This window comes from Labilibaculum euxinicum (assembly GCF_009795715.1).
GTDB lineage: Bacteria > Bacteroidota > Bacteroidia > Bacteroidales > Marinifilaceae > Labilibaculum > Labilibaculum euxinus.
Genome location: NZ_WTCR01000015.1, coordinates 84,214 through 108,327, shown reverse-complemented (window position 1 = coordinate 108,327; position 24,114 = coordinate 84,214). Strand labels below are relative to the sequence as shown.

Below are 24,114 nucleotides of genomic sequence, written 5' to 3'. Positions count from 1 at the left end.
ATTTTTAAATATCGATTCCGTATTGTTTAATCTTATTGTATAAGGTTTTTCTGTCGATATTAAGCATTCTGGCGGCTTTCGATTTGTTATAGTTCACCTTTCGGAGCGTGGATACAATTAATTCCTTTTCGTTTGCGGCCTGAATTAATTTAAGATTGGAACCTTCCACAACAAAACCACTGTTGGCATTGTCATTTAAGATTTCATTGGGTAAACTGGTTAGTTCTACTTTCTTTTCAGGACTAAGCAAAACAGATCTTCTTATAACATTTCGAAGTTCTCTTAAATTGCCCGGCCATGAATAAGATTTGAATTTTTCCAAAACCTCGGAGCTAAATCCTGTTATTTCTTTATTCAGCTCATTATTGGATAGTTCGAGAAAATAATTCGAAAACAGTTCAATGTCTTCAATTCTGTTTCGCAAGGCAGGAACAGTAATTTTGAATTCGTTTAAACGATGGTAAAGATCTTCTCTAAAGTCTCCATTATTTACTGCTACTGATAAGTCTTCATTGGTAGCAACAACAATCCGGACATCGACATCAATATCTTTATTGCTTCCAATTCTACGAACTTTACGTTCTTGCAAAGCTCTTAAGAGCTTCATTTGAATTTCATAAGATAAATTCCCTATTTCGTCCAGAAACAAAGTTCCCCCCTGAGCTGATTCAAATTGACCTTCTTTATCGTTTATTGCCCCTGTAAATGAACCTTTTATATGACCGAACAGTTCGCTTCCTGCTAAATCTGTAGATAAAGCACCACAATCAACGGCAACAAAAGCTTTCTTTTTTCTCTTACTGTCAAAGTGAATTCTTCGGGCCGCAATTTCTTTTCCAGTACCGCTTTCACCTTCAATAATAACTGACATATCTGTGGGTGCCACCAATTTAATGTATTGGTCAATTTGTAAGGAATTTGGACTGTTTCCACTTACAAATTCAAGCCCTTCTTTGTTCTTTTTTTCTTGTGAATTTTTAGAACTTTTAGGTTCTTCTGATTTTGCAAGAGCAGAATTGATTTGCAAGAGTATTTCATCCGGGTTAAGCGGCTTGGTTACATATTCAAACGCACCCATTTTTATTGCACTCACAGCGGTTCTTATATCAGCATAAGAAGTCATAATAATCACAGGAACATGAGGATGCATTGATTTTATTTTTTGGAGAAGTTCCAATCCATCAAAATCCGGCAAACGGAAATCACTTAATACAAGATCAAATTGATTAATCTCCAGCTTTTTTAATGCTTCTCCGGCAGAAAACACAGTATCTGCATCAAAGTTTTTACGCTTTAACAAGCCCTGAAGCATCAGGCAAATAGTTGGATCATCATCAATTATCAATATCTTTTTCATGCGTAACCTTACCTTTATTTAATATGTGCGGGTTTCAATCAAAATTACATAAAAAGAGTGGATGAATGAAATGATGCCTCTCATTTTATCATTTATTAAGAAATGTGTTTTATTAAGTTGATTAACAAAAGAAAAAGGACGGATTTCAAATGGGAGATCCGACCTTGCTTTACGTTTTTTTGAATTATATATTTTTCTCAGAATCAGCTAATACAAAATCAAGTTGCTTGGCAATTAAATTTGCTTTGGCAACCAAAATTTCAACTTTATCTCCTAATTGATAAATTTTACGATGATTGCGTCCAACAATACAATAGTTGTCCTCGTCAAATTCATAGAAATCATCTTCCAACTCACGAATTGAAACCATTCCTTCGCATTTATTTTCATCCAATTCCACGTAAAATCCCCACTCGGTAACACCTGATATAGTTCCTGTAAATTCCTGACCAATATGTTCCTGCATGAATTCCACCTGTTTGTATTTTATGGATGCACGTTCAGCTTGTGCTGCTTTTTGTTCCATTTCACTGCAATGTTGGCAATACTCTTCGTATTTCTCTTTGTTTACCGATTTAGCACCCGAAAAGTATTTCTCCAGTAATCTGTGAGCCATCATATCGGGATATCTTCTAATTGGCGATGTGAAGTGTGAGTAATAATCGAAATGTAATCCATAGTGACCAATATTCACAGTTGAATATTCGGCTTTTGCCATGGAGCGAATCGCTAAAGTTTCTACCAGATTTTGAATGGTTTCACCTTTTACATCGTGTAATAGAGCGTTTAGCGAACTGGATATTGCTCCCGGATTTGTTGTCTTTAAACTGTATCCGAATTTTTGAATAAATTGGTTAAAAGTATTTAGTTTTTCAGGATTTGGCTGGTCATGAGTTCTGTAAACAAATGTTTTAGCAGTTTTGCCTTTTGGTACACGTCCAACAACTTCAGCAACACGTTTGTTGGCCAAAAGCATAAATTCCTCAATCAGTTTGTTCGAATCTTTTGATTCTTTAAAATAAACGCGTGTTGGTTTACCCGTTTCGTCAATTTCGAATTTTACTTCGAAACGATCAAAATCAATTGCTCCTTTTTTAAATCTTCTTTTGCGCAGCAATTTAGCCAGTTTATCCAATTCAAGAACTTCTTCACTAAAATCTCCTTCTCCGGTTTCAATAATATCCTGCGCCTCTTCGTAGGTGAATCGTCGGTTCGAATTAATTACGGTTTTACCAATCCATGTATTGATTACATCTGCGGTATCATCCATTTCGAATACAGCCGAAAAAGTTAATTTTTCCTCATTGGGTCTCAGGGAACAAATTCCGTTCGATAAACGTTCCGGTAACATTGGAACCACACGGTCTACTAAATAAACAGAAGTTGCTCTGTCAAAAGCTTCTTGTTCAATGATACTCCCTTTTCTTACGTAATGTGTAACATCAGCAATGTGAACACCAATTTCCCAGTTTCCATTCTCCAAAGCCCGAATCGACAACGCATCATCAAAATCTTTCGCATCGTGCGGATCGATGGTGAAGGTTGTGGCCTCTCTGAAGTCTCTGCGAAGAGCAATTTCGTCTTTTGTTATTACATCGGATATTTCCTCCGCTGCTTCGTTTACATTTTCAGGGAAAATATGAGGCAGATCAAACTCAGCCAGAATCGCATGCATCTCGGTGTTGTTATCACCGGGTTTACCCAAAACAGTTGTAATCTGACCAACCGGATTTTTCGATTTTTTAGGCCATTCGGTTATTTGTGCAATTGCCTTATCGCCATTTTGTGCCCCATTTAACTTTGCCAAAGGAATAAAAATATCGTATGGCATTTGTTTGCCCGATGAAACCAGGAATGCATAGTTTTTAGAAACATCTACGATTCCTACAAAGGTGGTTTTTTTCCTTTTAACGATTTCAACCACTTCGCCTTCGGGTTGCTTGCTTTTTTTACGTGCATACAAGGAAACTTTAACGATATCTCCATGTAAAGCTCTGTTTAAATTTGCCTGCGATACAAAAACATCTTCTTCAATTTCTTCCGAAACGATAAATGCAGATCCTCGGGCAGTCATGTCAACCTTGCCCGTTATGTTGCCGATTTTCGATTTCAATTTGTATTTTCCTGTCGAAATTTCACTTAAAACCTCTAAATCAACCATATCGCAAAGAATTCCGACTACAAGCTGCTTTGTGCCCATGTCTTTAATTCCCAATTCACTTGAAATTTGTTTGTAATTAAGTGTTTTAGTTGGGTTTTGAGCGAATATTCCATCAATTAGTTTTGAAAGACTTTGGCGGTTATGTGCTGGTTTTCCTTTTCTATGTTCTTTTTTATTTTTTTTTGACATTCTTTTAATTTTGTAATACTACTATTGGATTGATCCTGTATGAGCTTATAGTTGAAAGTAATAATAAAAAATATATTTTGATTGTTTAAAACAATATTACATGATTAAGATTTTATAATTAGTCTATAAACTGTATTTATTCTATCCAAATTTGATCAATCTCTATATAATTCTTGTTGTTATTTCCTTTTGTTGATTTTCCTTTACATTCAATGAGGAAGGTGAATGTTTTCAAGTAATCTTGCTGATGACGGTAATCGCAATTTAGGATATTGGATAGAATATTTTATGTCACAAAGATAGTGAAGGAATCTATATAGACAATAAAAAGAGTAGATTATGATTGAATATACAGTTGTATGGTCTGTTTGAACCCCATTTTTTGAGTTGAAAAGAGTTTTATTGACGTAACTTACTCCCTAAGGAAGTCGAAAATTAGGAATGAATTGAATCTATCTATCAGAATTCTAAAGTTATTCGCAAGATATTTTATGGCGAGCAATAATTTTTTATAATTTTACACTCCCAATAGAATTTCGATTATATTACAGTTATGGAAAATAAGTTGTTCATTTATAATACACTAAATCGTAAAAAAGAATTGTTTGAACCCATTAATGCTCCCCATGTTGGGCTGTATGTATGTGGTCCTACGGTATATGGTGATGCACATTTGGGGCATGCCCGGCCAGCAATTACATTTGATTTGGTTTTTCGTTACTTAACGCATCTAGGATATAAAGTACGCTACGTTAGAAACATTACCGATGTAGGACATTTGGTGAATGATGCAGATGAGGGCGAAGATAAAATTGCTAAAAAGGCTCGTTTGGAACAACTGGAGCCAATGGAAATTGTTCAGTTTTTTACCGATCGCTATCACAATGATATGGATGATCTGAATGTATTGAAGCCAAGTATTGAGCCTCGTGCATCAGGACACATTATTGAGCAAATGGAGGTGATTGATAAACTGCTTGCGAATGGGTTTGCCTATGAGAGTGAAGGTTCTGTTTATTTTGATGTGAAAGCATACAGCGAAAAATACGACTACGGCAAGTTATCAGGAAGAAAAATTGAAGAGTTGCTCTCGAACACCCGCGATTTAGAAGGACAAAGCGAAAAGAAAAACAGTTTTGACTTTGCTCTTTGGAAAAAAGCGACACCGGAGCACATTATGCGTTGGCCTTCGAAATGGAGTGATGGATTTCCTGGCTGGCATTTGGAATGTTCTGCAATGAGTCAGAAATATCTGGGTGCTAAATTTGATATCCACGGAGGTGGATTGGATCTGCAATTCCCGCATCACGAATGTGAGATTGCTCAATCGACAGGATCGAATGGTCACGAAGCTGTAAAATACTGGATGCATAACAACATGATCACCATCAATGGTCAGAAGATGGGTAAATCATTGGGAAATTACGTGAATTTATCTTCTATGTTTTCGGGAGAGAATGATGTACTGGAACAGGCGTATAGCCCGATGGCGGTTCGCTTTTTCATGTTGCAGGCTCATTACCGCAGTCCGTTGGATTTTTCGAACGATGCGCTTCAGGCAGCAGAAAAAGGTTTTAAACGTTTGATGACAGCTGTTGCAACGATAGATAAAATACAAGCTTCGGCTTCTTCTTCCAATTCGGTTGAGGAATTAAAGACAAAGTGTTACGAGGCATTAAATGATGATTTTAACACACCGATATTAATTGCTCACTTGTTTGATGGAGTGAAGATGATTAATTCATTAGCTGTTGGAAAGGAAACGATTACTGCTTCTGATCTTACTGTTTTAAAGGATTTGTATCACAATTTGGTGTTTGACGTGTTGGGTTTGAAAGATGAAGGTGAATCAGGAGGGAATAACGAGATACTCGATAAGGTTGTCCGTTTGCTGCTTTCGACCCGCGATGAGGCCAAAAAGAATAAAGACTGGGCTACTGCCGATAAAATAAGAGATGAATTGACCAATTTAGGCATTGTTGTAAAAGACACCAAAGATGGTTATGAATGGGAAATCTTAAAATAATACAAACTGTCCTGACTGATCAGGGCAGTTTTTTATTTTTTAGCTAATTTTAAAGCTTGTAATACTAAAACTAATTGTTGTTTTCACTGATCGTTTTATCCTAAAAGAATTACCATGAATACTCACTCTTTTTTATCGCTTGTTTGTTTTTTGCTGTTAGTCTCGTGTAATGGCAAGAGTGTAAACAATAATAAGTTTGCCGATAAAAGCTTTGATGAGCAGACAGAAAAAACGACAGTGATTGTTAATAGTTTGCGCTTAAAACAACCGCATCGGGGTGATTTATATACCATGGGAGGAGATGTTGAAATTGAAATGACTCCCAGAAATAGGGCGGCCGGAATTGATTCTGTTCAGTTTTGGGCTGATGAGACTTTAATTGGAAGTTTGACCGATGAGCCATGGACAATGACTTGGGTTCCTGAGGATCAAAAAATGGGGAAACACGATCTGAAGGTGATGGCTTATCATGAAGACGGGACAATTGGTATTGTTTCCACATTTATAAATTTGAAAACGAATATCCCTCCTGTTGAATATTCATATGAAATAATTAATGAGTTTCCCCACGATAGAGGTGCTTATACCCAGGGATTGTTTTATCATGAAGGATTTCTATATGAGGGAACAGGGCAAAGAGGCGAATCTACTTTGCGAAAGGTAAAACTTGAAAATGGTGAGGCCCTGTCGGTTAAGAATTTAGAGCAGGAATATTTTGGCGAAGGCATTACGTTTTCCAAGGGAAAAATTATTCAATTGACCTGGAATGCAAAAAAAGTTTTTGTTGTTGATCCTGTAACTTTTGAAAAAGAGGATACTTTTGAACCCAACACGTCCAATAATCAGGGCTGGGGAATTACATCAGCTAACAATGAGTTGATTCTTTCGGATGGGACAAATGTGCTGACAGTTCTTGATGCTGACAATTATAGCAGGAAGAGAATAATTGAAGTGTATGATAATTCGGGAATGGTAACCAATTTGAATGAATTGGAATATATAAATGGAAAAATTTATGCCAATGTTTGGCTTACCGACCGCATTGTAATTATAAATCCGGAAACGGGAAGAGTAGAAGGAAATTTAAATCTAGGTAAGATTTTAAAACTAGCCGACAAGAGAATATTGATAGAGGGAGATGAGGTATTGAATGGAATAGCCTGGGATTCTATTAATAATCGTTTGTTTGTTACCGGGAAAAGATGGCCTAAACTTTTTGAGATTAAAATAGATAAGAAATAAGCTTTTTTTTCAACCTGTCCCAATAATAGTAAGTTAAAATCCTCCTGATTTAAGCTAACTTACCAATGATGACAAAAATTATTTTAGCTCCGGATAAATTCAAAGGCTCTCTCACCGGAATGGAATTTTGTGATGCTGTTGAGAGAGGGATCAGAAAACACACTTCTGATGTTGAGATCATCAAACTACCGTTGGCTGATGGTGGTGATGGTACAATTGAAGTCCTGAACTTCTATCTGGAAGGAGAAATGAACTCCATCGAGGTTCACGATCCGCTGCATCGAAAAATTACTGCCTTTTATTTGTATTCTGAAAAGAAGAAGACTGCTTACATTGAGATGGCAGAAGCTTCGGGAATTCGTTTGCTGCAAGGCGATGAGGCAAATCCGATGCTGACAAGCACTTATGGAACCGGCGAATTAATTAAAGATGCGTTGGACAAAGGTGCAGAACACATTATTTTGGGTATTGGCGGAAGTGCAACCAACGATGCCGGTTTGGGCATGGCGCGGGCATTGGGTTATGTCTTTTTCGATGAAAATAATAATGAGTTGAAAGGTGCCGGCCAGGATTTAATTCAACTTTATTCTATTGATCATTCAGTCGCACATCCAAGATTAAAAGGGGTGAAATTCGAAGTTGCCTGCGATGTTGATAATCCTTTGTATGGCGAAAATGGAGCCGCTTATATCTATTCTCCACAAAAAGGAGCGACACCCGAAATGGTGCGGGAATTGGATGCCGGATTACAGAATTTTAATGAAGTAGCTAAGAAGCAATTCGGGTTCGATTTGCAGGAAATAAGCGGTGCAGGTGCTGCGGGTGGTTTGGGAGCAGCTTGTATTCTGTTCTTAAATGCAGCCTTGAATCCGGGTATTGATTTACTAAAAAAGGAGGCCAATTTTGATGCTCTCATTAAAGGTGCTGGCTGGATAATTACCGGAGAAGGAAAATTGGATGAGCAAACATTCTCAGGAAAAGTAATCCGCGGTGTATTGGATTCCATTACTGATCAAAAACTGGCAATTTTTTGTGGATTGCTTGATTTGGATGAGGCAAGAGTAAAAGAAATGAATATCGATTGCCTGTTCGAAGTAAGCAAATATGCTGCAAGTACAGATGATTCTATAAAAAACGCAGGCATTTATCTTGAAAAAGCAGCGGAAGATTTTGTCTTAAAGTTTTTGCAATAAACCGGATCACTACTGCTCCGGTAATGGGACTAGTATTAGTCCAGCAGTCGGACCACTACTTGTCCATCAATCGGACTAGTACTAGTTCGGGAACCGGTCAGAAAAAATCTTACTCCGCAATATCCAGATTCCCTTTGTTATTCTTGAAGAAAGAATTTTTGGTGTTTCGCAGGCCGTCGTAGCTTTCCAGAATTCCCTTAACGCTGCCAACCAGCACTTTTGCTTCCACCATAATTGGAATTCGGTTGTCGTCGTTGCTTAGCCAAACGGTCATGTCTTCGCCGCCTTTAAACATGGTACCTTCAACCAAAAGGGGCGAGAATTTGAGGCATTCGAAACGTTCGCCTGAATTTGCCTTGATGGTTTCCAATCCGCGATAGCGAATATAGAGGGAGTGAATTTCGTTATCGATCAGCATCGAAATCGGAATTTTATCTCCTTTCTTGTATTTCGAGAAATCGAGATTCCGAACGTAGTACGCAACCGATAAAATATCGAAAGTGCAGGGCTTGTTTTTTAGCGTATCGTGCTTTACAGGCTTATCTCGTTTCTGAATTTGCGACCTAATCTGATTTTTTTTGTAATCAAACCAATACTCGTGATGAGCATCGTATTTGGCTTCATGAGTTCGTCTGTCGAAGTAGAGTGGAGCAAGAGTTTTAGCGTCGGCATAGCAGGTTAATGTGTCTCTAAGCTTAAAAAACCAGTCAAATGCTTTTGTGTTTCGGCCTTCTCCTTTTATTTTGAATACCTCTTTATTTTGAAACTGGTCTGCTTTAACAGACAGTTCAACTTCACCTGCAGCAACCCAAATAAATCCCCAGTTGTAGTAGCCTCTGAAAACTAATTTTTCACCCGATTGAAAAGCGAAATTTTTTACCACACATTGTGCATTCAGACCAAATGTTCCCATTAGCAGAATTAGAACCATAATTGTTCTTCTTGAAAAAATACGGTACTTAAGTGAGGCTAAAAATTTCATTCGTGAATTTTCTTGATACTTAATACTTGGTCCTTGAAACTTGTTCCTTACTTATTAACCTTGCCAATCTTATTTTCGATTGCTTCTACTTTGGTTTTTAAGCGATTGTGTTTGTTCTTCTGAATATCGATCGTTATAGTAGTATAAACACGTTCTGAATCTTCCGCTAAAAGATCATAACAGCGGTTTACAAGCGCTAAAGCTTCCGGTAACGCATCAGTCTCAATCAAAGTTCCCATTGCAGTTAACTGGTAGCTAATCCCGCTTTCGCGGATCAACTCAATAACCTGACTAACTTGTTTGCTTACGCTATCACCTTTGTCGGTTGGGAAAATAGCAAATTCCAGAAGTACTGACATATCTAATTGTTGTTTTTGGTTCTTGTTTTCTTTTTATTTTTTTCAGCATCTTTTAGTAATGCTTTTTCAAGCTTTTTCTGCCTTTTTTGCTCAAGTTCTATTAAATGCTGATTGAAATTGATTTCCGGACCATTTTCCGGAATATAAATACGATCTTCTACATCGAAATACGAACGGACTTTAATTTCTTTTCTAAAGTAATGAACCATTTCAGGCTGAAGACCTTCTCTGTAATTACCGGTGTCCCATTTACCATTGTCGTTCTCATCAACAATTAATTTAATGATATAGGTGTCAGGAGCTAAATAATCGAATATTACGGTTTGATCGGAATAAATCCTTTTTGCCTGAACAATCCCTTCACTTTTGTTGTTTTTTAATAGTTGAACAATCAGTGGTTTTTTTACATTGGATACATTCAATAATATTTTTCCGTAATATTCTTCTTCCCGGGTTGTAATTTTCCCATTGTATTTATCGCTGTACAAACCATAAATATTTCGAAATGCGGTTGAATCAAACTCAACCTTATATTGGGTTTCTGCTTTCCAGTCAATTTTAACATGATAGCGAAGAATATCAGCAGAATCCTGCTCTATTTTATAATCAACAGGAATTAGTATTGTGTCCTGAAGTTGATACAAATGAATACTGTCTTTATTGATTTCGGCTAGAGGTTCATTAAAATCAATAATTACATCTTTGTTTAAATCCTGCGAACTACTGGCATTCAATTTAAATCCATAGGTAGGAATTTTAATTTTTGCCTGTTTCTTTTTATTCCTCGAAGCTTTTGCTTTTTTCGGAGCCTTATAATTTAATTTAACTGTATCGGTAAAGCTTACAAGTTTACCCAACGAGTCAGTTTTCAAATATTCCAGTTTCGCCAAAAGAGTATCTCTTTGGTAAATAGTCGAATCGGTTATCCAATAGGAAAGAGTATCGTTTGTTCTATTTTTTTCAAGCAAAAACCAATTTGGATTTTCATCAACATCAATAAAATCAATCTTAAGACTATCAGTTCTTTTCGAGTTAAAATCAAAATAGATTTGTTCTCTGCGATCTCTTTTATAAGTGGTAAGGTATTGAAGAGGATTTTCTTCATCAAACATTCTAAGGTAAATATTTGACGGTTCTGTTTCCATCATTTGTCTTACTACAACGGAGTCGGCATTAATGCTGTCTAATTGTTCGTAAGTATGCATTTTTGGCGTAATAATGTCATTGCTGAAACCAATCATTTCGCCGGGGCCATTGTACAGAAAATCGCGGTTTCCATCAACAATTGCAAATAGCTTGTAGTCTCCGCTGCTTAAATTGTTCAGTTGAAAATAACCTGCCGAATCGGTTTTAGCAACATAACTTGGAATTACTGTAAAGGGTACAGAATCATTCGTATTTAAGTAAGCCATTACCATGGCTTTTTCAACTGGTAATTGATTGAAGGAATTGTCTAATTTTCCTTTAATGCTTAATGAATCCAGTTGGTTACCTGTTGAGAAAACAAATTGATATTCTCCCAAAGGATTCCCTTCATTATTATCGGCAATGCCATTTCCAAAATCGAGAGTATAGGTGGTGTTTTCACGAAGTTTCTCTTCTAACTTCACGTAGATAGAACGACCTTTTAATTTCACCAAAGGTTTCTTTTTTAGTGGTGGAGAAATTGTGAAATTTGAACTTATATCTTTTAGCTGAACAAATTCATCAAAGAAAATTTCTATTTTTCCACCTTTAAAGTTTGTTGAGTAGTTTTGAGGCTTGGTCAATGTAACCTTTGGAGCTGTGTAATCAAGAGGCCCTCCGGTAGGCATTCCTTTTCGTGCACAAGAATATAATAGGGCTGAAATTGCAAATCCCGCAAGGATATAAAAAGCTATCTTTTTCAAATTGATTATTTTTGATTATTAGGCAACAAAATTACAAAGATTCAAAACAAAAATAAGTTAATAAAAGTAAAATGGAGGACTCCTTACAATATTCCGTGTTAAAAAGAGATAAATTTCTTGAAACAGCGGCAAATACTCAATTCGATTTTGTGATACTAAGTGTTGGTATAAAGGAAGTTCTGTTTGCTCTTTTGGCGACTGTTAACGGATATAAATGCGCCATTTTAACCGAAAATGATTTTCAAGAATCTTTGCACCCTATTGTTGATACTTCGGAAAGTACACATCCATTGGTTCTTGCTTTTCGCAACCGCTTTCCTCATTTAATTTTGCCAGATGAATATCTGAATGTAAAACGAAACATTTCAAAATGGGAAAAAATATTTTCGGGAAGTATTCGCGATAAGGACATTTCAAAATATGAGCCGGCTCTTACTGCCGAAACCGCTGATGCTGTTCACATCGATAAAGAATTTAAGATTTCAACAAATCGCTTGTTGCTTTCTTTACTGAAAAGTGCAGTTCAACAAGGAGCTGTAATTCTAAATCATGTTACAACTGAGATTAAAAGCAACTCTGAAATTGTATGCTGCGATAAAGTAGATGCAAATTCTAAAACGTATGCCATTTCCTATCAATCTTTGCTTTCCTTTTCAGCGATAAATAAAGCAAAGACTAAGACCGAAATCAGGTTCTGTTTGCATAAAAAAGGCTTATTCTTAAAACGAAGTCTGAAGTTTAGTCTGGATGGGGTTTTGATAATAATGGTTAGATATCAGGATTATTTTATGATTGTTTGCGATTCACAATCGGATAACAGGCAATTTGTTAGAATGATTCTTCAGGAAATAAACCGAATTGTGAAATGGGAGAATGAATTTAATGAAGATGATATCATCAGCTCAGAATTAGTAGCGACCACATCGAATAATTCTTTGAAAAATCACCTTACGGATTTTGCCAAAGTTGTTGAAAATAAGCTTTCCATTTCTTTGTCTCAATTGCAAAAGCAAATTTCATCAATGCCGGTTATCGATGCACAATTTGAAGGGAAAACAGAAATACAGCAGTTAATCGAATTTGGAGATTACCGTTTTGATGAGGCAAAGCAAACCGGTGTGCACCCGGTTCCTTTTAAAAATATGTTTTACCGGTTTGGTTCAGAAATAGAGGAGCTTACAGAAAAAGCTTACGAATTACGCGCTCAATTTGGACCCGGAAATGATTTGTGGGTTCACGTTCAGTTTTGGTATTTGTATCAGAATGAGATGGTTTGCTCCAAAGAAGATTATATTTCCCGAATCAGAAAATCTAAGCCTGTTTTGGACTCCGATTTGGTTGCTTCTGAAGATGTAATAAAGGAGTATTTCAATCGCCTTAATGAAAAACATGTTAAGTAACATGGTTGGAGTCAATGAATACCAACATATAGGTATTGTTAAACGAATCCCGACTTTCTACTTTTGAGCCGTAATGTTAATGCCAATTTAATTCGGTAATGAACGGTTTTCGAAAAATAAAAATAGCGATTGTAAGTATACTGCTCCCGGCAATGATTTTGTTGGCGGGTAATGCTGTTTTTAATTGGCACGTTCATAGACAAGTTGATGGAACTTTAATCGTTCATGCTCATCCCTATCAAAAACCAGGGAGTTCTAACGGAACAGCAAATCATCATCATTCTTCTCATGAATGTTTTTCACTGCAGCAATTTACGAGTTTCCTGTTCTTGCTCGGTTCAGTTTTATTTATAGCTGCATTAATAGGAAAATCTTATGAAATTAGTAATGTTTACCACCTTTTTATTAAGAAAGGAATTATAAGTTCTCTTCTTGACAACAGGGCTCCGCCTGTTTTCCAGTAACACCTTTATTATTATTACCTGAAAAGGTCCATTTAAAATTTGAGTATGTAACTGTTTCCTGATACTGTTTGATAGTATGAGGGAGTGTTGTGTATATCAATAAATACAAACATCAAAAAAATATACCTTATAATGAGACTACTAACTCATCTAACTATTGGCATTGCTATGCTAATTAGTGTGGCATTTTCTGTTTCTGCCGAAAATATTACTTCAAGTGTAAAAGGCAAAGTGATTGACAGTAACAGCAGCAAACCCATTCCTTATGCCAGTGTTGCTCTTGAAGGATCGAGCATGGGAGCAGTAACAAATTTCGACGGCGAATTTGTAATCGAGAATGTTCCTGTGGGGCATTATCATGTAATTGCTACTTGTGTGGGATACAAATTGGACAAGAAGGAATTGGAACTAAAAGGAGGAAAGAACTCTGTTCTTGAATTTAAAATAGCAGAAGATTTTATTGGCTTGGATCAGGTTGTGGTTACGGCCGATCGAAACAGAATTCAACGTAAAGATGCTCCTGTTGTAGTAAATTCTATATCTACTAAGTTGCTGGAGCAAATATCATCAGCAAACCTGGCTGATGGTTTGGTTTTTTCTCCTGGTTTGCGTGTAGAGAATAATTGTAACAATTGTGGTTTTTCGCAAGTAAGAATGAATGGTTTGGAAGGACCATATACGCAGATATTAATTAACAGCAGAGCTATTTTCAGCGGATTGGCCGGAGTATACGGATTGGAACACATTCCGGCAAGTATGATTCAGCGTGTTGAGATTGTACGTGGAGGTGGTTCAGCTCTTTTTGGAGGGAATGCAATTGCCGGTACAATTAATATCATTACAAAAGATCCTGTTGCCAATACTTTTAAAGCAGGAGTGAAATATGGAGCTGTAGGTATTGGTGTTGATGGTGGTGGAGATGCTGCCAGTGACATGACTGCCGATTTTAATGCGTCAGTTGTTTCTGAAGATCATAAAAGCGGGATGTTTATTTTTGGGATGAACCGTGAGCGCGGTGATTGGGATGCGAATAAGGATGGTTATTCCGATATGGTTAAATTGAAAAATATAAGTGTCGGTTTACGTGCTTATCATCGTCTTTCAGATTTAGCCAAATTGACTTTGGAATATCATGTAGTTGATGAGTACCGAAGGGGCGGAGATCAGCTAAATTTAAAGGCTCATGAAGCTACTGTTGCCGAAGAAGTAAGTCATCGTATTAATTCAGGAAGTTTGGCCTGGGATCAATATCTTAATCAGGATCGCATCAGTAAATTGTCTGTTTATGCTTCGGGACAAAGTATCGATAGGGATAGTTACTATGGAGCTGCCACTATTTATGACGAAAATGGTGCGAAATTATCTACACCAATTCCTGATTATGGTGCTTATGGTCAAACCGATGATTTGGCTGTTTCTGCCGGAGTGCAATTCTTTACAAAGTTTGATAATTTATTTTTCGCTCCTGCAGATATCACTCTTGGATTGGAGAATGTTTACAACAGTCTGAAAGATGATAAATTGGGGTATTATGATTTTACAAATAATGAATTTGTTAAAACAACCAAAATTGCCGATCAAACATCAAATACTATAGGTGCATTTGCTCAAAGTAAATGGGATTTAGGAGCTGTAAAATTTCTATTGGGTGTAAGAATGGATTCCTATGAAATTAAAAATTCTGCGGAAAATTCCAATTATTCAAATACAGTATTTAGTCCCAGAGCTAACGTGTTATTCGATATCTTTAAAGGTTCGCAATTGCGGGTTAGTTATGCAAGAGGTTTTAGAGCTCCGCAAATTTTCGATGAAGATTTACACATTGAAGCTTCAACGGCCAGAAGAATCACACACGAATTGGCTGACGATTTAACAGAAGAGAAATCAAACAGTTATACTGTATCCTGGGATTACACCAAAGCCTTTGGTAAAATGCAGACCTATTTTCTTGCAGAGGGTTTTAATACTCAGTTAATCGATCCTTTCTTTAACGAATTTAGTGAGGTAGATGCGACAGGAAACATGGTTATGCTTCGAAAAAATGCCAATGGAGCGGTTGTTCGGGGGGTAAATTTTGAATGTAAACTGGCCCCATCCTATAAGTTGGATTTCCAAATGGGACTAACATTGCAATCCAGTAAATACGATGATGCTGTTGATCAGGGAGAGGATGAGGATACAGCCAATACTACTACTGATGATATTTTAAGAACACCAGAGCAGTATGGTTATTTTGCAATGAACTGGAAACCTCTTCATGAGTTTACTGCTACATTATCAGGATCATATACCGGACCAATGAATTTGATTCACTTAAGTGGAGGAGATGATAAATATGGAAATGAGATTCAGGAAAGTTTAGTGAAATCAGATCGTTTTATGGATTTGGGAATCAACTTTGCTTACCATTTCGATTTAGGCAGTGATGTGAAGTTACAGTTTGATTTGGGGATGAAGAATATTTTTAATTCTTTTCAGGATGATTTTGATTTTGGCCCGTCCCGTGATGCAGGTTACGTATATGGTCCTTTAAATCCAAGAACAATTTATTTTGGTGTGAAATTGGGTAACATCCTGTAGAAGAAATCTACTTAATAAAAAAAAACCACAGGGTTAGTTTGGTAACGGGGCGCATTCTTTAACAGGATGTTAGCTCCGTTATTTTGTTTAGAAATTAAGAATTTCGAAATTTGGTTTGTTTATTGCTGCGGTTCAATTGACAATTGTATTTGGTTTTACAATGTATTGATTCTATTCATTATTGATGAGCATCATGTGCTCAAACAAATATGAATTTGAGAATACAATTAAAAAAAAGATAAGTAAATTTGTTCGAATTAATTAAGTAGAGTTTTTATGGCAGAGATTAAAGGTAAAAGTAAAAAAGACAACATTTATATTGGGGTATTGTCAACTTTAGGGGTAATTCTTGTGATTTTAGCGGTTATGTATTATATGGAACATAGAGATAATAAGCGCTATATATCCGAAATTACTACCGAGAAAATAAGTTTGGAAAACGAATTGAAATTACTTTCACAGGATTACGATTCTCTGCAAACGAGTAACGATACCTTGAATGTTCAGCTGAAAATGGAACAGGAAAAGATAAATGAACTTTTGGATCGAATGAAAGTATTTCGAAACAATTCTTATTTCGAAATTAATAAATACAAAAAAGAGTTAGGAACTTTAAAAGGAGTATTGAGAGATTACATTGTTCAAATTGACTCTCTAAATACACGCAATCAATTGCTTACAGCTGAAAATGTAAGAGTTAAAAAGCAGATCGATTGGGTTAAAGACCGAAACACCAAGCTCGAGGAATCAACTGAAACAATGAAAGAGGTAATTAGTAAGGCGGCTACTCTTTCATTAGTAGATCTTGCTTGTTCTCCTATAAATAGAAAAGGCAAAGAGGTGAAAAAGATTTCCAAAACGGAAAAACTGGTCACCAATTTTACGATTCAAAAGAATGTAACTGCATCAACCGGGGCTAAAGCAATATTTGTGCGCATTACCCGACCTGATGAAGTTGTTTTGGGTAATCCGGAAAATCTTTTATTCGATTTTGAGAATACTAAACTTAGCTATTCTGCAACGCGAGAGATTGATTACGAAGGGGAGCAGCTTGATGTTGCTGTATTCTGGGATAATGATGGAAGTCTTATTGAAGGAGAATATAAAGTGGATGTTTTCGCTGAAGGAAACCATATTGGTTCAGCTAAATTTTTGATGAAATAATTACTGAAACTACAGAAATGAAAAAAAACCATCCTTTGCGGGATGGTTTTTTTGTTTCGTAGGTTTCGACTCAGAAAATGATCATTTAAAAATGGTTCTCGATCCAAAAGCTCTAAAGCCAACTAAAATTGAAACGCAGCCACTTTCAATCCGCTCCTTTTTTTGATCTTCGGGGACTAGAACACGAATTACAAAATCATCAGTACTCTCAACCATAAAATCCCACAGGTTTGTGTGATCTTCATCAGCATTATCATACAATAAGTTGTAATCAGTATCAAAAAGCTGAAATTGAATTTTACCAAGGCTCTCTTCTCCTTCAACCAGAATTCGATATTCCTGATCCTTATAAAAAGTCAGTTGCAATTCAGCAGTTTCACCTTCCGATAACACCGCATTATTTAATTGCCCGTTAAACGTATAAGGCGTAAGTTTCGGAATGCATTCCTTTTTGGTGTATTCGTTACACTGCGCAAGCACAATATTTGGCAACGCGAATAAGTAAAAAATAAATAATATGGTTTTTATAGTCGTTTTCATCCCAATCGTTTTAGTGCTCCCCAATCCTATAATTCGGTAATCGTTTCTCTTATTTTGCTGTTAATTTCTTTTATTTCTCTGATTGTTTCGTTCGAAGCAGTTAGAGTAACCTGATTTTTTATAACTGTTTTGCCGTCTTTGGTTTTAATGCTCGAAGCAGAAGATTTAGTCTGTGATATTTCCTGAAATTTTGCATCCAGTTTCTTTAAATCCGGCAGAATCTGATTTATTTTATAGTTATCTCTATATTGATTTAGTAAACCAATTAAGTTTTTTACAGAATGTTTTTGCTGTGAAATTAAGTTGACCATTTCCTTTTGAGGATTTTTTAAATCAACAATATTTGTTGCCAGATACAGGGTTTCAATCCATCCACCAAAAACAATTAAAGCAGCAACACCACCCCTTTGATTTTCTTTCAGATAACTGTCCGATTTTGTAAAAGTTTCGGTAATAATCTGAAGCAAAGAATCTTGGTTTTCAATATTCTCTTCCATTCTTCGGGCAGTAATTCTCTCCTGCTCTTCAGGAATTCCCAAATCGCGAGTAAATTTCTTGATTACGGCTAAATATCTTGCCGCATCCTGAAACTGTTCATAAATCCGAATGTAACTTAAATCCGCACCGTAAATACCAATGTTGATAGCCACATCTGCTTGTGATAAATAATTATCTGCATTGGAAACCGGATTCATTAAATCGGGTTGATAAGGAAGGTTCATTTTTTTGATAATACCAGTCACTTCAATTGGGCTTGGCACATTGTAAAACAGAGTTTTAACCGATTTAAACTCCTTTTGTTGTGGCGCAGTTATCTCAGGTATTTTATCAGCTGAGGGTTTCTTATTTTGACAACCAAAAGTTAGCACTGATGACATGAAAAAAAGAATGAAACAGCTTATTTTAATAGATGTTTTAAACATAGATTTATTGTTTTCTCTTAGGTTTTATTTTGTAATAAACTTAAAGTTATACTTTTAGAGAGTAATTGCAAATAAAAAAGAGATATAAGCAATTATTGTAAAAAAACTTCTGGAATGGAGAAACAAAAGATATTTGCAGACGTAATAATGAAGTTAAAAATCTCACCTCACAACAACAATAATTCCTTTTCTATTGGGCTTTTGGAGGGTAAAATGTTTTTATGAAATTTACCTCAGCTCCCGTTGAGCATTAAAAATGAATTTCAGGAACCGATAGCACCTCATCGTTTTACGAAGACAAAATATTAACCGCTGATTTGTGTTTTAAATCCGGCATCCTCTACTTTTTGTGCAATTTGCTGCAATTCTTCCATTGATATTTTCTCCAGATTATCACTTGGCGTATCCCTCGAAATGGTATAAATCATCACCTCTTTAGGTTGGATTTTTTGCAGGTGAGTCAACCAGGCTTCTATTTCTTCTTTGGTTGTATTGTCTATAATTTTACCCTCGTATTCTCCTCTGATAAAAAGGGTTTGGATGATTAAATTGCCATCAAATTTTGAAAGAAGTTCAACCGTATTATTTAGATTGAACTTTCCAACCGGCTGATCTAAATTGATTATGGTTTCTTCTGTTCCGCCATCCAGCTTTAAAATGTTATCATCTACCTTATTTAGAGCTTCGAATACCGACTTTTTGTGAATCATCGATGAATTAGAAAGGACAGCGATTCTTGCCTGTGGAAATACTTGATTTCTAACCTCGATCGTGTAATTAATGATTTCGCTAAATTCAGGATGAAGTGTTGGTTCACCATTTCCTGCAAAGGTAATCACATCCAGATCTTCATTATTGGCTTTCATCAGGCTCAATTTCTCGAATAGACTTTCTTTCACCTGATCTTTAGGATGAAAGTTAATTTTCTGTTCAGAGTGATCCGGATTCCAGCCACATTCACAATAAATGCAATTAAAACTGCAGAGTTTGCAATCGTTAGGCAATAAATTAATACCTAATGAAACCCCAAGTCTTCTGCTTTTTACGGGGCCGAAAATAATTTTATCGAAGAGAAAAGTAGCCATTTATACGTTTTTTTTTGTTGCCCAAATTTAGATAAATTCCTGAGTTGATCCATTAAAATAAAGAGTTTAAATCGTGGAGTTAATTCACTTTGATTAAACAAGGACTTTCAGTTCGCTTGCCGTGTTAAATTTCTGATTGGAATGATCAAGATTTGTGAGCAGGTTTAAGCCAGGTTTTTTACCAATTTCAAGACTTCCAAATTTATTTTCAATCTGTAGATGTTTTGCTCCGTTTATGGTTCCCCATTTAATCAATTCCCAAAACGTAAGTGCCGGCAGAATTTCCTGCAAAGCTTTTAATTCCTCAAAAACAGATAGTTTCAAATGCGTTCCAAGTGACCCTGTTCCAATGCAGTATCGGTTCATTTCACTTGCAGCAGGTATAAACCCATTCAATTTTTCTAAGATCATCTGATTCAACAGAATGGATTGGGTTGGATTTAGCTGCTTGTTTGATATTGGGATTTGTAACGAACAGTTTGATTCTGCAGCGTTACTATCAGAAAAATACAATTTAGATTTTCGTTTTTGCTCAGCATGATCATTTACAGTGAAATAGTCTGCCGCGGCAACAGTTCCATAAGCTTCTAATTGATTAATCCCTCTTTGTACTGCAGTAGGGGTAGTTTCTTTTTTGAGTAAGCTCTTTTTAAGTGCAGAACCAAAATCATCCTGCAAACATTTTTTGAAATCATTTCTTGAAAAAGAAGAAATACTGAGTAAGGTAAATACATCAATAAATCCGGGAATAATTACACCACTGTAGAATTCAAGATTTTGAATTTCTTTAAATTGTCCCTTCGTATCAATTATATCGACAATATAATTTTTCTCATCAAGTACAATAATTCCATTTTTTAGAGGAGTAGCTGTAACTGGAAAAATGTAGTTCGCCGCTATTTTTCTCATCGCACACGCCTAAGGTTTTGTTCCTCATCTTGCTTTAATTCCTTAATCACCTGCAGGGAATCAGGTCTAATCTGCGGATTGAAAATTATGATGTCCTTAATTTCGAAATGCTGAGTAAACTCAACAAGATCATTTTCTCCGGCAAATAAGTTGCCACGCAGCTCTGTGTAGCTCGAATCCGGATAGGACAAACTTAATTCATAAGTGTTAAATTTCATTTCTTTAGCAATTGGCCGTGGCATAAAGCTTACTTTATGTTCTTCGCCCAAACTATCCTGTTTCCAAAAATAAGCCTCCAATTTAGGTTTATCTGTTTGATCATCCTTAAATATTTTAATGGAAGCTTTAATGGTGTAAATTCCTTTCTCTTTGATTGGAATTGCAAAATCAACTTGGTTTTTATCTTTTTCAGGAACTCTCCAATTCTGTTTTTTTGTCCAAAGGTTTACAGTGTCTTGTTCCAGTTTTTTATTTTTAACCTCAATACGATATTGAGTTTCAAGTCGGTTAAGTGAATCTATAATCACATCGTAAATTTGGGTGAATCTTTTCGTATCGTTAGAATAATAGGATACGCAGGAATCAAATTGATCACGGGTGATATTGTATTTCTGAAAAATAGAATTGTAATAGTAGCTGGGGCGATAATTATCTCCAGAGCGATAAATATTCTGGGATTCTAAAGTTCCATCAATAATATGAATATCAATAAGCATCTTAGTGAATTGATCTTCATTTAACTGAGGAGTATTTTTATTATTTTTTTTGCAGGATATCAAAAAGGTGAATGCACAGCAAATAAAGAAAAGTAGTATTTTATTCATGAATTATTTCTTGTTGATCTGAAAGCAAAGATAATAAATCGAATAGAATGTTCGAGTGGGATTTCTACTAGCTTATTTTTTTAATCTTTTTATACAATTCCGAAGCAAAGACAAAATCATTTAAATCCTTATTGTCGGTATTAAATATTTCATCTTTGGAACCTTCCCAAACTTTGTTCCCCTTGCTTATAAAAACAATTTTCTCTCCAATTTCCATTACTGAATTCATATCATGAGTATTAATAATGGTAGTCATATTATACTCTTTTGTAATTTCCTGAATAAGATTATCAATCAAAATAGCAGTTACAGGATCTAAACCGGAATTGGGTTCATCGCAAAAAAGATATTTTGGATTCAAAGCAATTGCCCTTGCAATGGCAACACGTTTCTGCATACCACCACTAATTTCGGCAGGAAACAGGTGATTTGAATTTTGTATATTAACACGGTTTAAGCAGAAGTTTGCACGATCTTTTTTTTCTTTTTCACTCATATCCGAAAACATATCCAAAGGAAAGAGTACATTTTCTTCAACACTCATAGAGTCGAATAAAGCCCCGCCCTGAAATACCATGCCCATTTCCTTTCGAATCTCTTTTCTTCCTTTCAAATTCAAGGAAGTAAAATCTCTGTCGTTATAGAAAATACTACCGGAATCAACCTCATGAAGACCGATGATTGATTTAAGTAAAACTGTTTTACCGGATCCGCTTTGTCCTATAATAAGATTGGTTTTACCAGCCTCAAAATTGATTGAGATATCATTCAACACTTTTAAGTCGGCAAAGGATTTATTTACATTACTTACAGTGATCATTTTAAAAGGATTTGTGTGAGAATCACATTAGCAAGAAGAATTAGAATACTGCTGTTTACAACAGCTTTTGTGCTCGCTCTACCTACTTCCAGTGCACCTCCTTTTACGTAATATCCATAGAAGGATGGTATTGCTGTTATTATAAAGGCAAAAACAGCTGTTTTTATTAGGGAATAGGTAATGTAATAAGGAATAAAAGCATATTGCACGCCATCAATATAGTCGGCTAAATTAACTGTACTTGTTAGATAACCAGCAAGTAATCCACCAGTTATTCCTACAAACACGCTTAGCACGTATAGAAATGGATTAATAAAAATTGCCGCTATAATTTTGGGTAAAACCAAATGATTGGCAGAATTGATTCCCATGATTTCCAAAGCATCAATTTGTTCAGTTACCCGCATCGAGCCAATTTCAGAAGCTATGTTTGAACCAACTTTTCCAGCTAATATCAAACCAACTATCGTCGATGAGAATTCAAGAATCATTGATTCTCTTGTTGTATAGCCAACCAAATAATCCGGAAGTAAAGGATTAAGCATATTGTATGCCGTTTGCAAGGTTATAACGGCTCCCATAAATAGTGATATAATAACAACAATCCCAATGGAATTGATTCCGAGTTTATCAATCTCACGGATTATTTGTGAAAATAAAGTCTTGCCTTTTTCTGGTTTTGAAAATACCAATACAAGAAATCTTGAGAATTTTCCTACGTTTTCAAACAAGTTCATAGTTATTTTGTTTACGATAAAATTACAAATTATTTGTTTACCATCTTCCAGGATAAGTGTATCTATTGAAATTTCTATTCTTTTTTGATTTAATAAGGCTTTTCAGTATTTTAGGGTATAATTTTACTACTCTGAATTCCGATTTAATTTGGTATGGATTCAGTTAAATAATTTCCAATGGATAAAAATAATTATTGCGTAATTATGGCTGGGGGCGTAGGCTCACGTTTTTGGCCTTTAAGTAAAAATAATAAACCCAAACAATTTCTTGATATTCTTGGTACAGGTAAGACTCTAATTCAATTGACTTATGAGCGGTTTGCATCCATTTGTCCGGCAGAGAATTTTTTCGTTGTAACCAATGCTAATTACAAGAATCTTGTTCTTCAGCAGCTCCCAAATATAAATGAAGATCAGGTTTTGTTGGAGCCAATAAGAAGAAATACTGCACCTTGTATTGCTTATGCCAATCATAAAATACAAAAGCGAAATCCGAATGCATCAATTATTGTAACGCCTGCAGATCATTTAATATTAAATGAGACTAAGTTTTTAGGAGTTTTGTCGGAAGGAATTCAATTCGTACAAGATGGAAATAAATTATTGACATTGGGTATTACTCCCTCAAGACCGGAAACCGGTTATGGTTATATTCAGGTTTCAAATAAAGCAGTTGAGAATTATTCTGATGTGTATCCTGTAAAAACATTTACAGAAAAACCACACCTTGAATTGGCAAAAATATTTCAGGAATCGGGCGAATTCTTTTGGAATTCAGGGATATTTGTTTGGAAACTTTCAACAATACAGGATGCATTCGATAAGTTTTTACCGGATATAAAAAATCTGTTTGAGGCCATATTAGATAAACTTGACACTGGGGAAGAACAAAGTTTTATTGATCAGATTTATCCAAAATGCGAGAATATTTCTATTGATTACGGAATTCTTGAAAAGTCTGAAAGTGTATTTGTGTATTGTTCTGAATTTGGTTGGTCCGACCTAGGAACTTGGGGCTCACTTTACGAGCATACTGCTAAGGATAATAATCAGAATGCAATTCAGGGCGAAAATGTGATGCTTTACGAATCAAAAAATTGTCTGGTAAATGTACCAAATAACAAATTGGTTGTTGTGCAGGGCTTAAAGGATTACATTGTTGTTGAGACTGATAATTCTCTGCTCATATGTCGTAGAAGGGATGAGCAGGAGATAAGGAAAATTGTTAATGATGTGAAAATCACAAAAGGGAAAAAATTCGTATGATAAA

20 protein-coding genes are annotated in these 24,114 nt (G+C 35.6%); 8 read left to right on the top strand and 12 right to left on the bottom strand.

What is annotated here, in order from left to right; genetic code table 11:
- Window positions 1-4 precede the first annotated feature (4 nt).
- Window positions 5-1,357 (bottom strand): sigma-54-dependent transcriptional regulator, encoded by a 1,353-nt coding sequence (locus GQR60_RS17475; protein WP_124994168.1) that lies wholly within the window; start codon window positions 1,355-1,357, stop codon window positions 5-7.
- Between the two features lie 184 nt (window positions 1,358-1,541).
- Window positions 1,542-3,707 (bottom strand): ribonuclease R, encoded by a 2,166-nt coding sequence (gene rnr / locus GQR60_RS17470; protein WP_124994167.1) that lies wholly within the window; start codon window positions 3,705-3,707, stop codon window positions 1,542-1,544.
- Window positions 3,708-4,260: 553 nt separating this feature from the next.
- Between rnr and cysS the strand changes: the two genes are divergently transcribed.
- The 3 genes from cysS (at window position 4,261) to GQR60_RS17455 (ending at window position 8,168) form a co-directional block, all read left to right on the top strand.
- Window positions 4,261-5,733: a cysteine--tRNA ligase gene (cysS, locus tag GQR60_RS17465; RefSeq protein WP_124994166.1), complete on the top strand. Its 1,473-nt coding sequence runs from the start codon at window positions 4,261-4,263 to the stop codon at window positions 5,731-5,733.
- 114 nt (window positions 5,734-5,847) lie between these two features.
- On the top strand, window positions 5,848-6,975 hold the full coding sequence (locus GQR60_RS17460; RefSeq protein WP_124994165.1) for a glutaminyl-peptide cyclotransferase: 1,128 nt from the start codon (window positions 5,848-5,850) through the stop codon (window positions 6,973-6,975).
- A gap of 68 nt (window positions 6,976-7,043) precedes the next feature.
- Window positions 7,044-8,168 carry a glycerate kinase gene (locus tag GQR60_RS17455; protein ID WP_124994164.1) on the top strand — a complete coding sequence of 375 codons (1,125 nt, stop codon included), beginning with the start codon at window positions 7,044-7,046 and terminating at the stop codon, window positions 8,166-8,168.
- A 109-nt stretch (window positions 8,169-8,277) separates the two neighbouring features.
- On the opposite strand, the gene GQR60_RS17450 is transcribed toward GQR60_RS17455, so the two are convergent.
- From GQR60_RS17450 to GQR60_RS17440, 3 genes are read right to left on the bottom strand one after another with little or no spacing between them, the layout of a single operon-like run.
- On the bottom strand, window positions 8,278-9,150 hold the full coding sequence (locus GQR60_RS17450) for a DUF3108 domain-containing protein (protein ID WP_225441451.1): 873 nt from the start codon (window positions 9,148-9,150) through the stop codon (window positions 8,278-8,280).
- Window positions 9,151-9,197: 47 nt separating this feature from the next.
- Entirely contained in the window at window positions 9,198-9,509 is a 312-nt protein-coding gene (locus GQR60_RS17445) for an MTH1187 family thiamine-binding protein (RefSeq protein WP_124994163.1), read from the bottom strand.
- A gap of 2 nt (window positions 9,510-9,511) precedes the next feature.
- Entirely contained in the window at window positions 9,512-11,398 is a 1,887-nt protein-coding gene (locus GQR60_RS17440) for an Ig-like domain-containing protein (RefSeq protein WP_124994162.1), read from the bottom strand.
- A 71-nt stretch (window positions 11,399-11,469) separates the two neighbouring features.
- On the opposite strand from GQR60_RS17440, the gene GQR60_RS17435 reads away from it, so the two are divergent.
- The 4 genes from GQR60_RS17435 to GQR60_RS17420 all read left to right on the top strand — a co-directional run bounded on the left by GQR60_RS17435 (window position 11,470) and on the right by GQR60_RS17420 (window position 17,006).
- On the top strand, window positions 11,470-12,798 hold the full coding sequence (locus GQR60_RS17435) for a hypothetical protein (RefSeq protein ID WP_124994161.1): 1,329 nt from the start codon (window positions 11,470-11,472) through the stop codon (window positions 12,796-12,798).
- 98 nt (window positions 12,799-12,896) lie between these two features.
- On the top strand, window positions 12,897-13,262 hold the full coding sequence (locus tag GQR60_RS17430; protein WP_124994160.1) for a hypothetical protein: 366 nt from the start codon (window positions 12,897-12,899) through the stop codon (window positions 13,260-13,262).
- A gap of 132 nt (window positions 13,263-13,394) precedes the next feature.
- Entirely contained in the window at window positions 13,395-15,842 is a 2,448-nt protein-coding gene (locus tag GQR60_RS17425; RefSeq protein ID WP_124994159.1) for a TonB-dependent receptor, read from the top strand.
- 276 nt (window positions 15,843-16,118) lie between these two features.
- Window positions 16,119-17,006, top strand: a complete 888-nt coding sequence (locus tag GQR60_RS17420) for a coiled-coil domain-containing protein (RefSeq protein WP_124994158.1) — start codon at window positions 16,119-16,121, stop codon at window positions 17,004-17,006.
- Window positions 17,007-17,087: 81 nt separating this feature from the next.
- Here the strand turns inward: GQR60_RS17420 and GQR60_RS17415 are convergent, their stop codons facing one another.
- The 7 genes from GQR60_RS17415 to GQR60_RS17385 all read right to left on the bottom strand — a co-directional run bounded on the left by GQR60_RS17415 (window position 17,088) and on the right by GQR60_RS17385 (window position 22,844).
- Window positions 17,088-17,546 (bottom strand): hypothetical protein, encoded by a 459-nt coding sequence (locus tag GQR60_RS17415; protein WP_101310479.1) that lies wholly within the window; start codon window positions 17,544-17,546, stop codon window positions 17,088-17,090.
- Between the two features lie 26 nt (window positions 17,547-17,572).
- A complete protein-coding gene (locus GQR60_RS17410; RefSeq protein ID WP_124994157.1) occupies window positions 17,573-18,424 on the bottom strand; it encodes a hypothetical protein in 852 nt (283 codons plus the stop codon).
- Window positions 18,425-18,774: 350 nt separating this feature from the next.
- Window positions 18,775-19,554 (bottom strand): radical SAM protein, encoded by a 780-nt coding sequence (locus GQR60_RS17405; protein ID WP_124994156.1) that lies wholly within the window; start codon window positions 19,552-19,554, stop codon window positions 18,775-18,777.
- 93 nt (window positions 19,555-19,647) lie between these two features.
- Window positions 19,648-20,463 (bottom strand): amidohydrolase family protein, encoded by an 816-nt coding sequence (locus tag GQR60_RS17400; protein WP_124994155.1) that lies wholly within the window; start codon window positions 20,461-20,463, stop codon window positions 19,648-19,650.
- Window positions 20,460-21,287: a DUF4296 domain-containing protein gene (locus GQR60_RS17395; protein ID WP_124994154.1), complete on the bottom strand. Its 828-nt coding sequence runs from the start codon at window positions 21,285-21,287 to the stop codon at window positions 20,460-20,462. Before GQR60_RS17395 ends, GQR60_RS17400 begins: the two co-directional genes overlap by 4 nt.
- Window positions 21,288-21,354: 67 nt before the next feature.
- On the bottom strand, window positions 21,355-22,107 hold the full coding sequence (locus GQR60_RS17390) for an ABC transporter ATP-binding protein (RefSeq protein ID WP_124994153.1): 753 nt from the start codon (window positions 22,105-22,107) through the stop codon (window positions 21,355-21,357).
- A complete protein-coding gene (locus GQR60_RS17385) occupies window positions 22,104-22,844 on the bottom strand; it encodes an MlaE family ABC transporter permease (protein ID WP_124994152.1) in 741 nt (246 codons plus the stop codon). The genes GQR60_RS17390 and GQR60_RS17385 overlap by 4 nt, the downstream gene beginning before the upstream one ends.
- Window positions 22,845-23,021: 177 nt before the next feature.
- Here GQR60_RS17385 and GQR60_RS17380 point away from each other — a divergent pair, with 177 nt between their 5' ends.
- Window positions 23,022-24,110: a mannose-1-phosphate guanylyltransferase gene (locus GQR60_RS17380; RefSeq protein ID WP_124994151.1), complete on the top strand. Its 1,089-nt coding sequence runs from the start codon at window positions 23,022-23,024 to the stop codon at window positions 24,108-24,110.
- The last annotated feature ends 4 nt before the right edge of the window (window positions 24,111-24,114 follow it).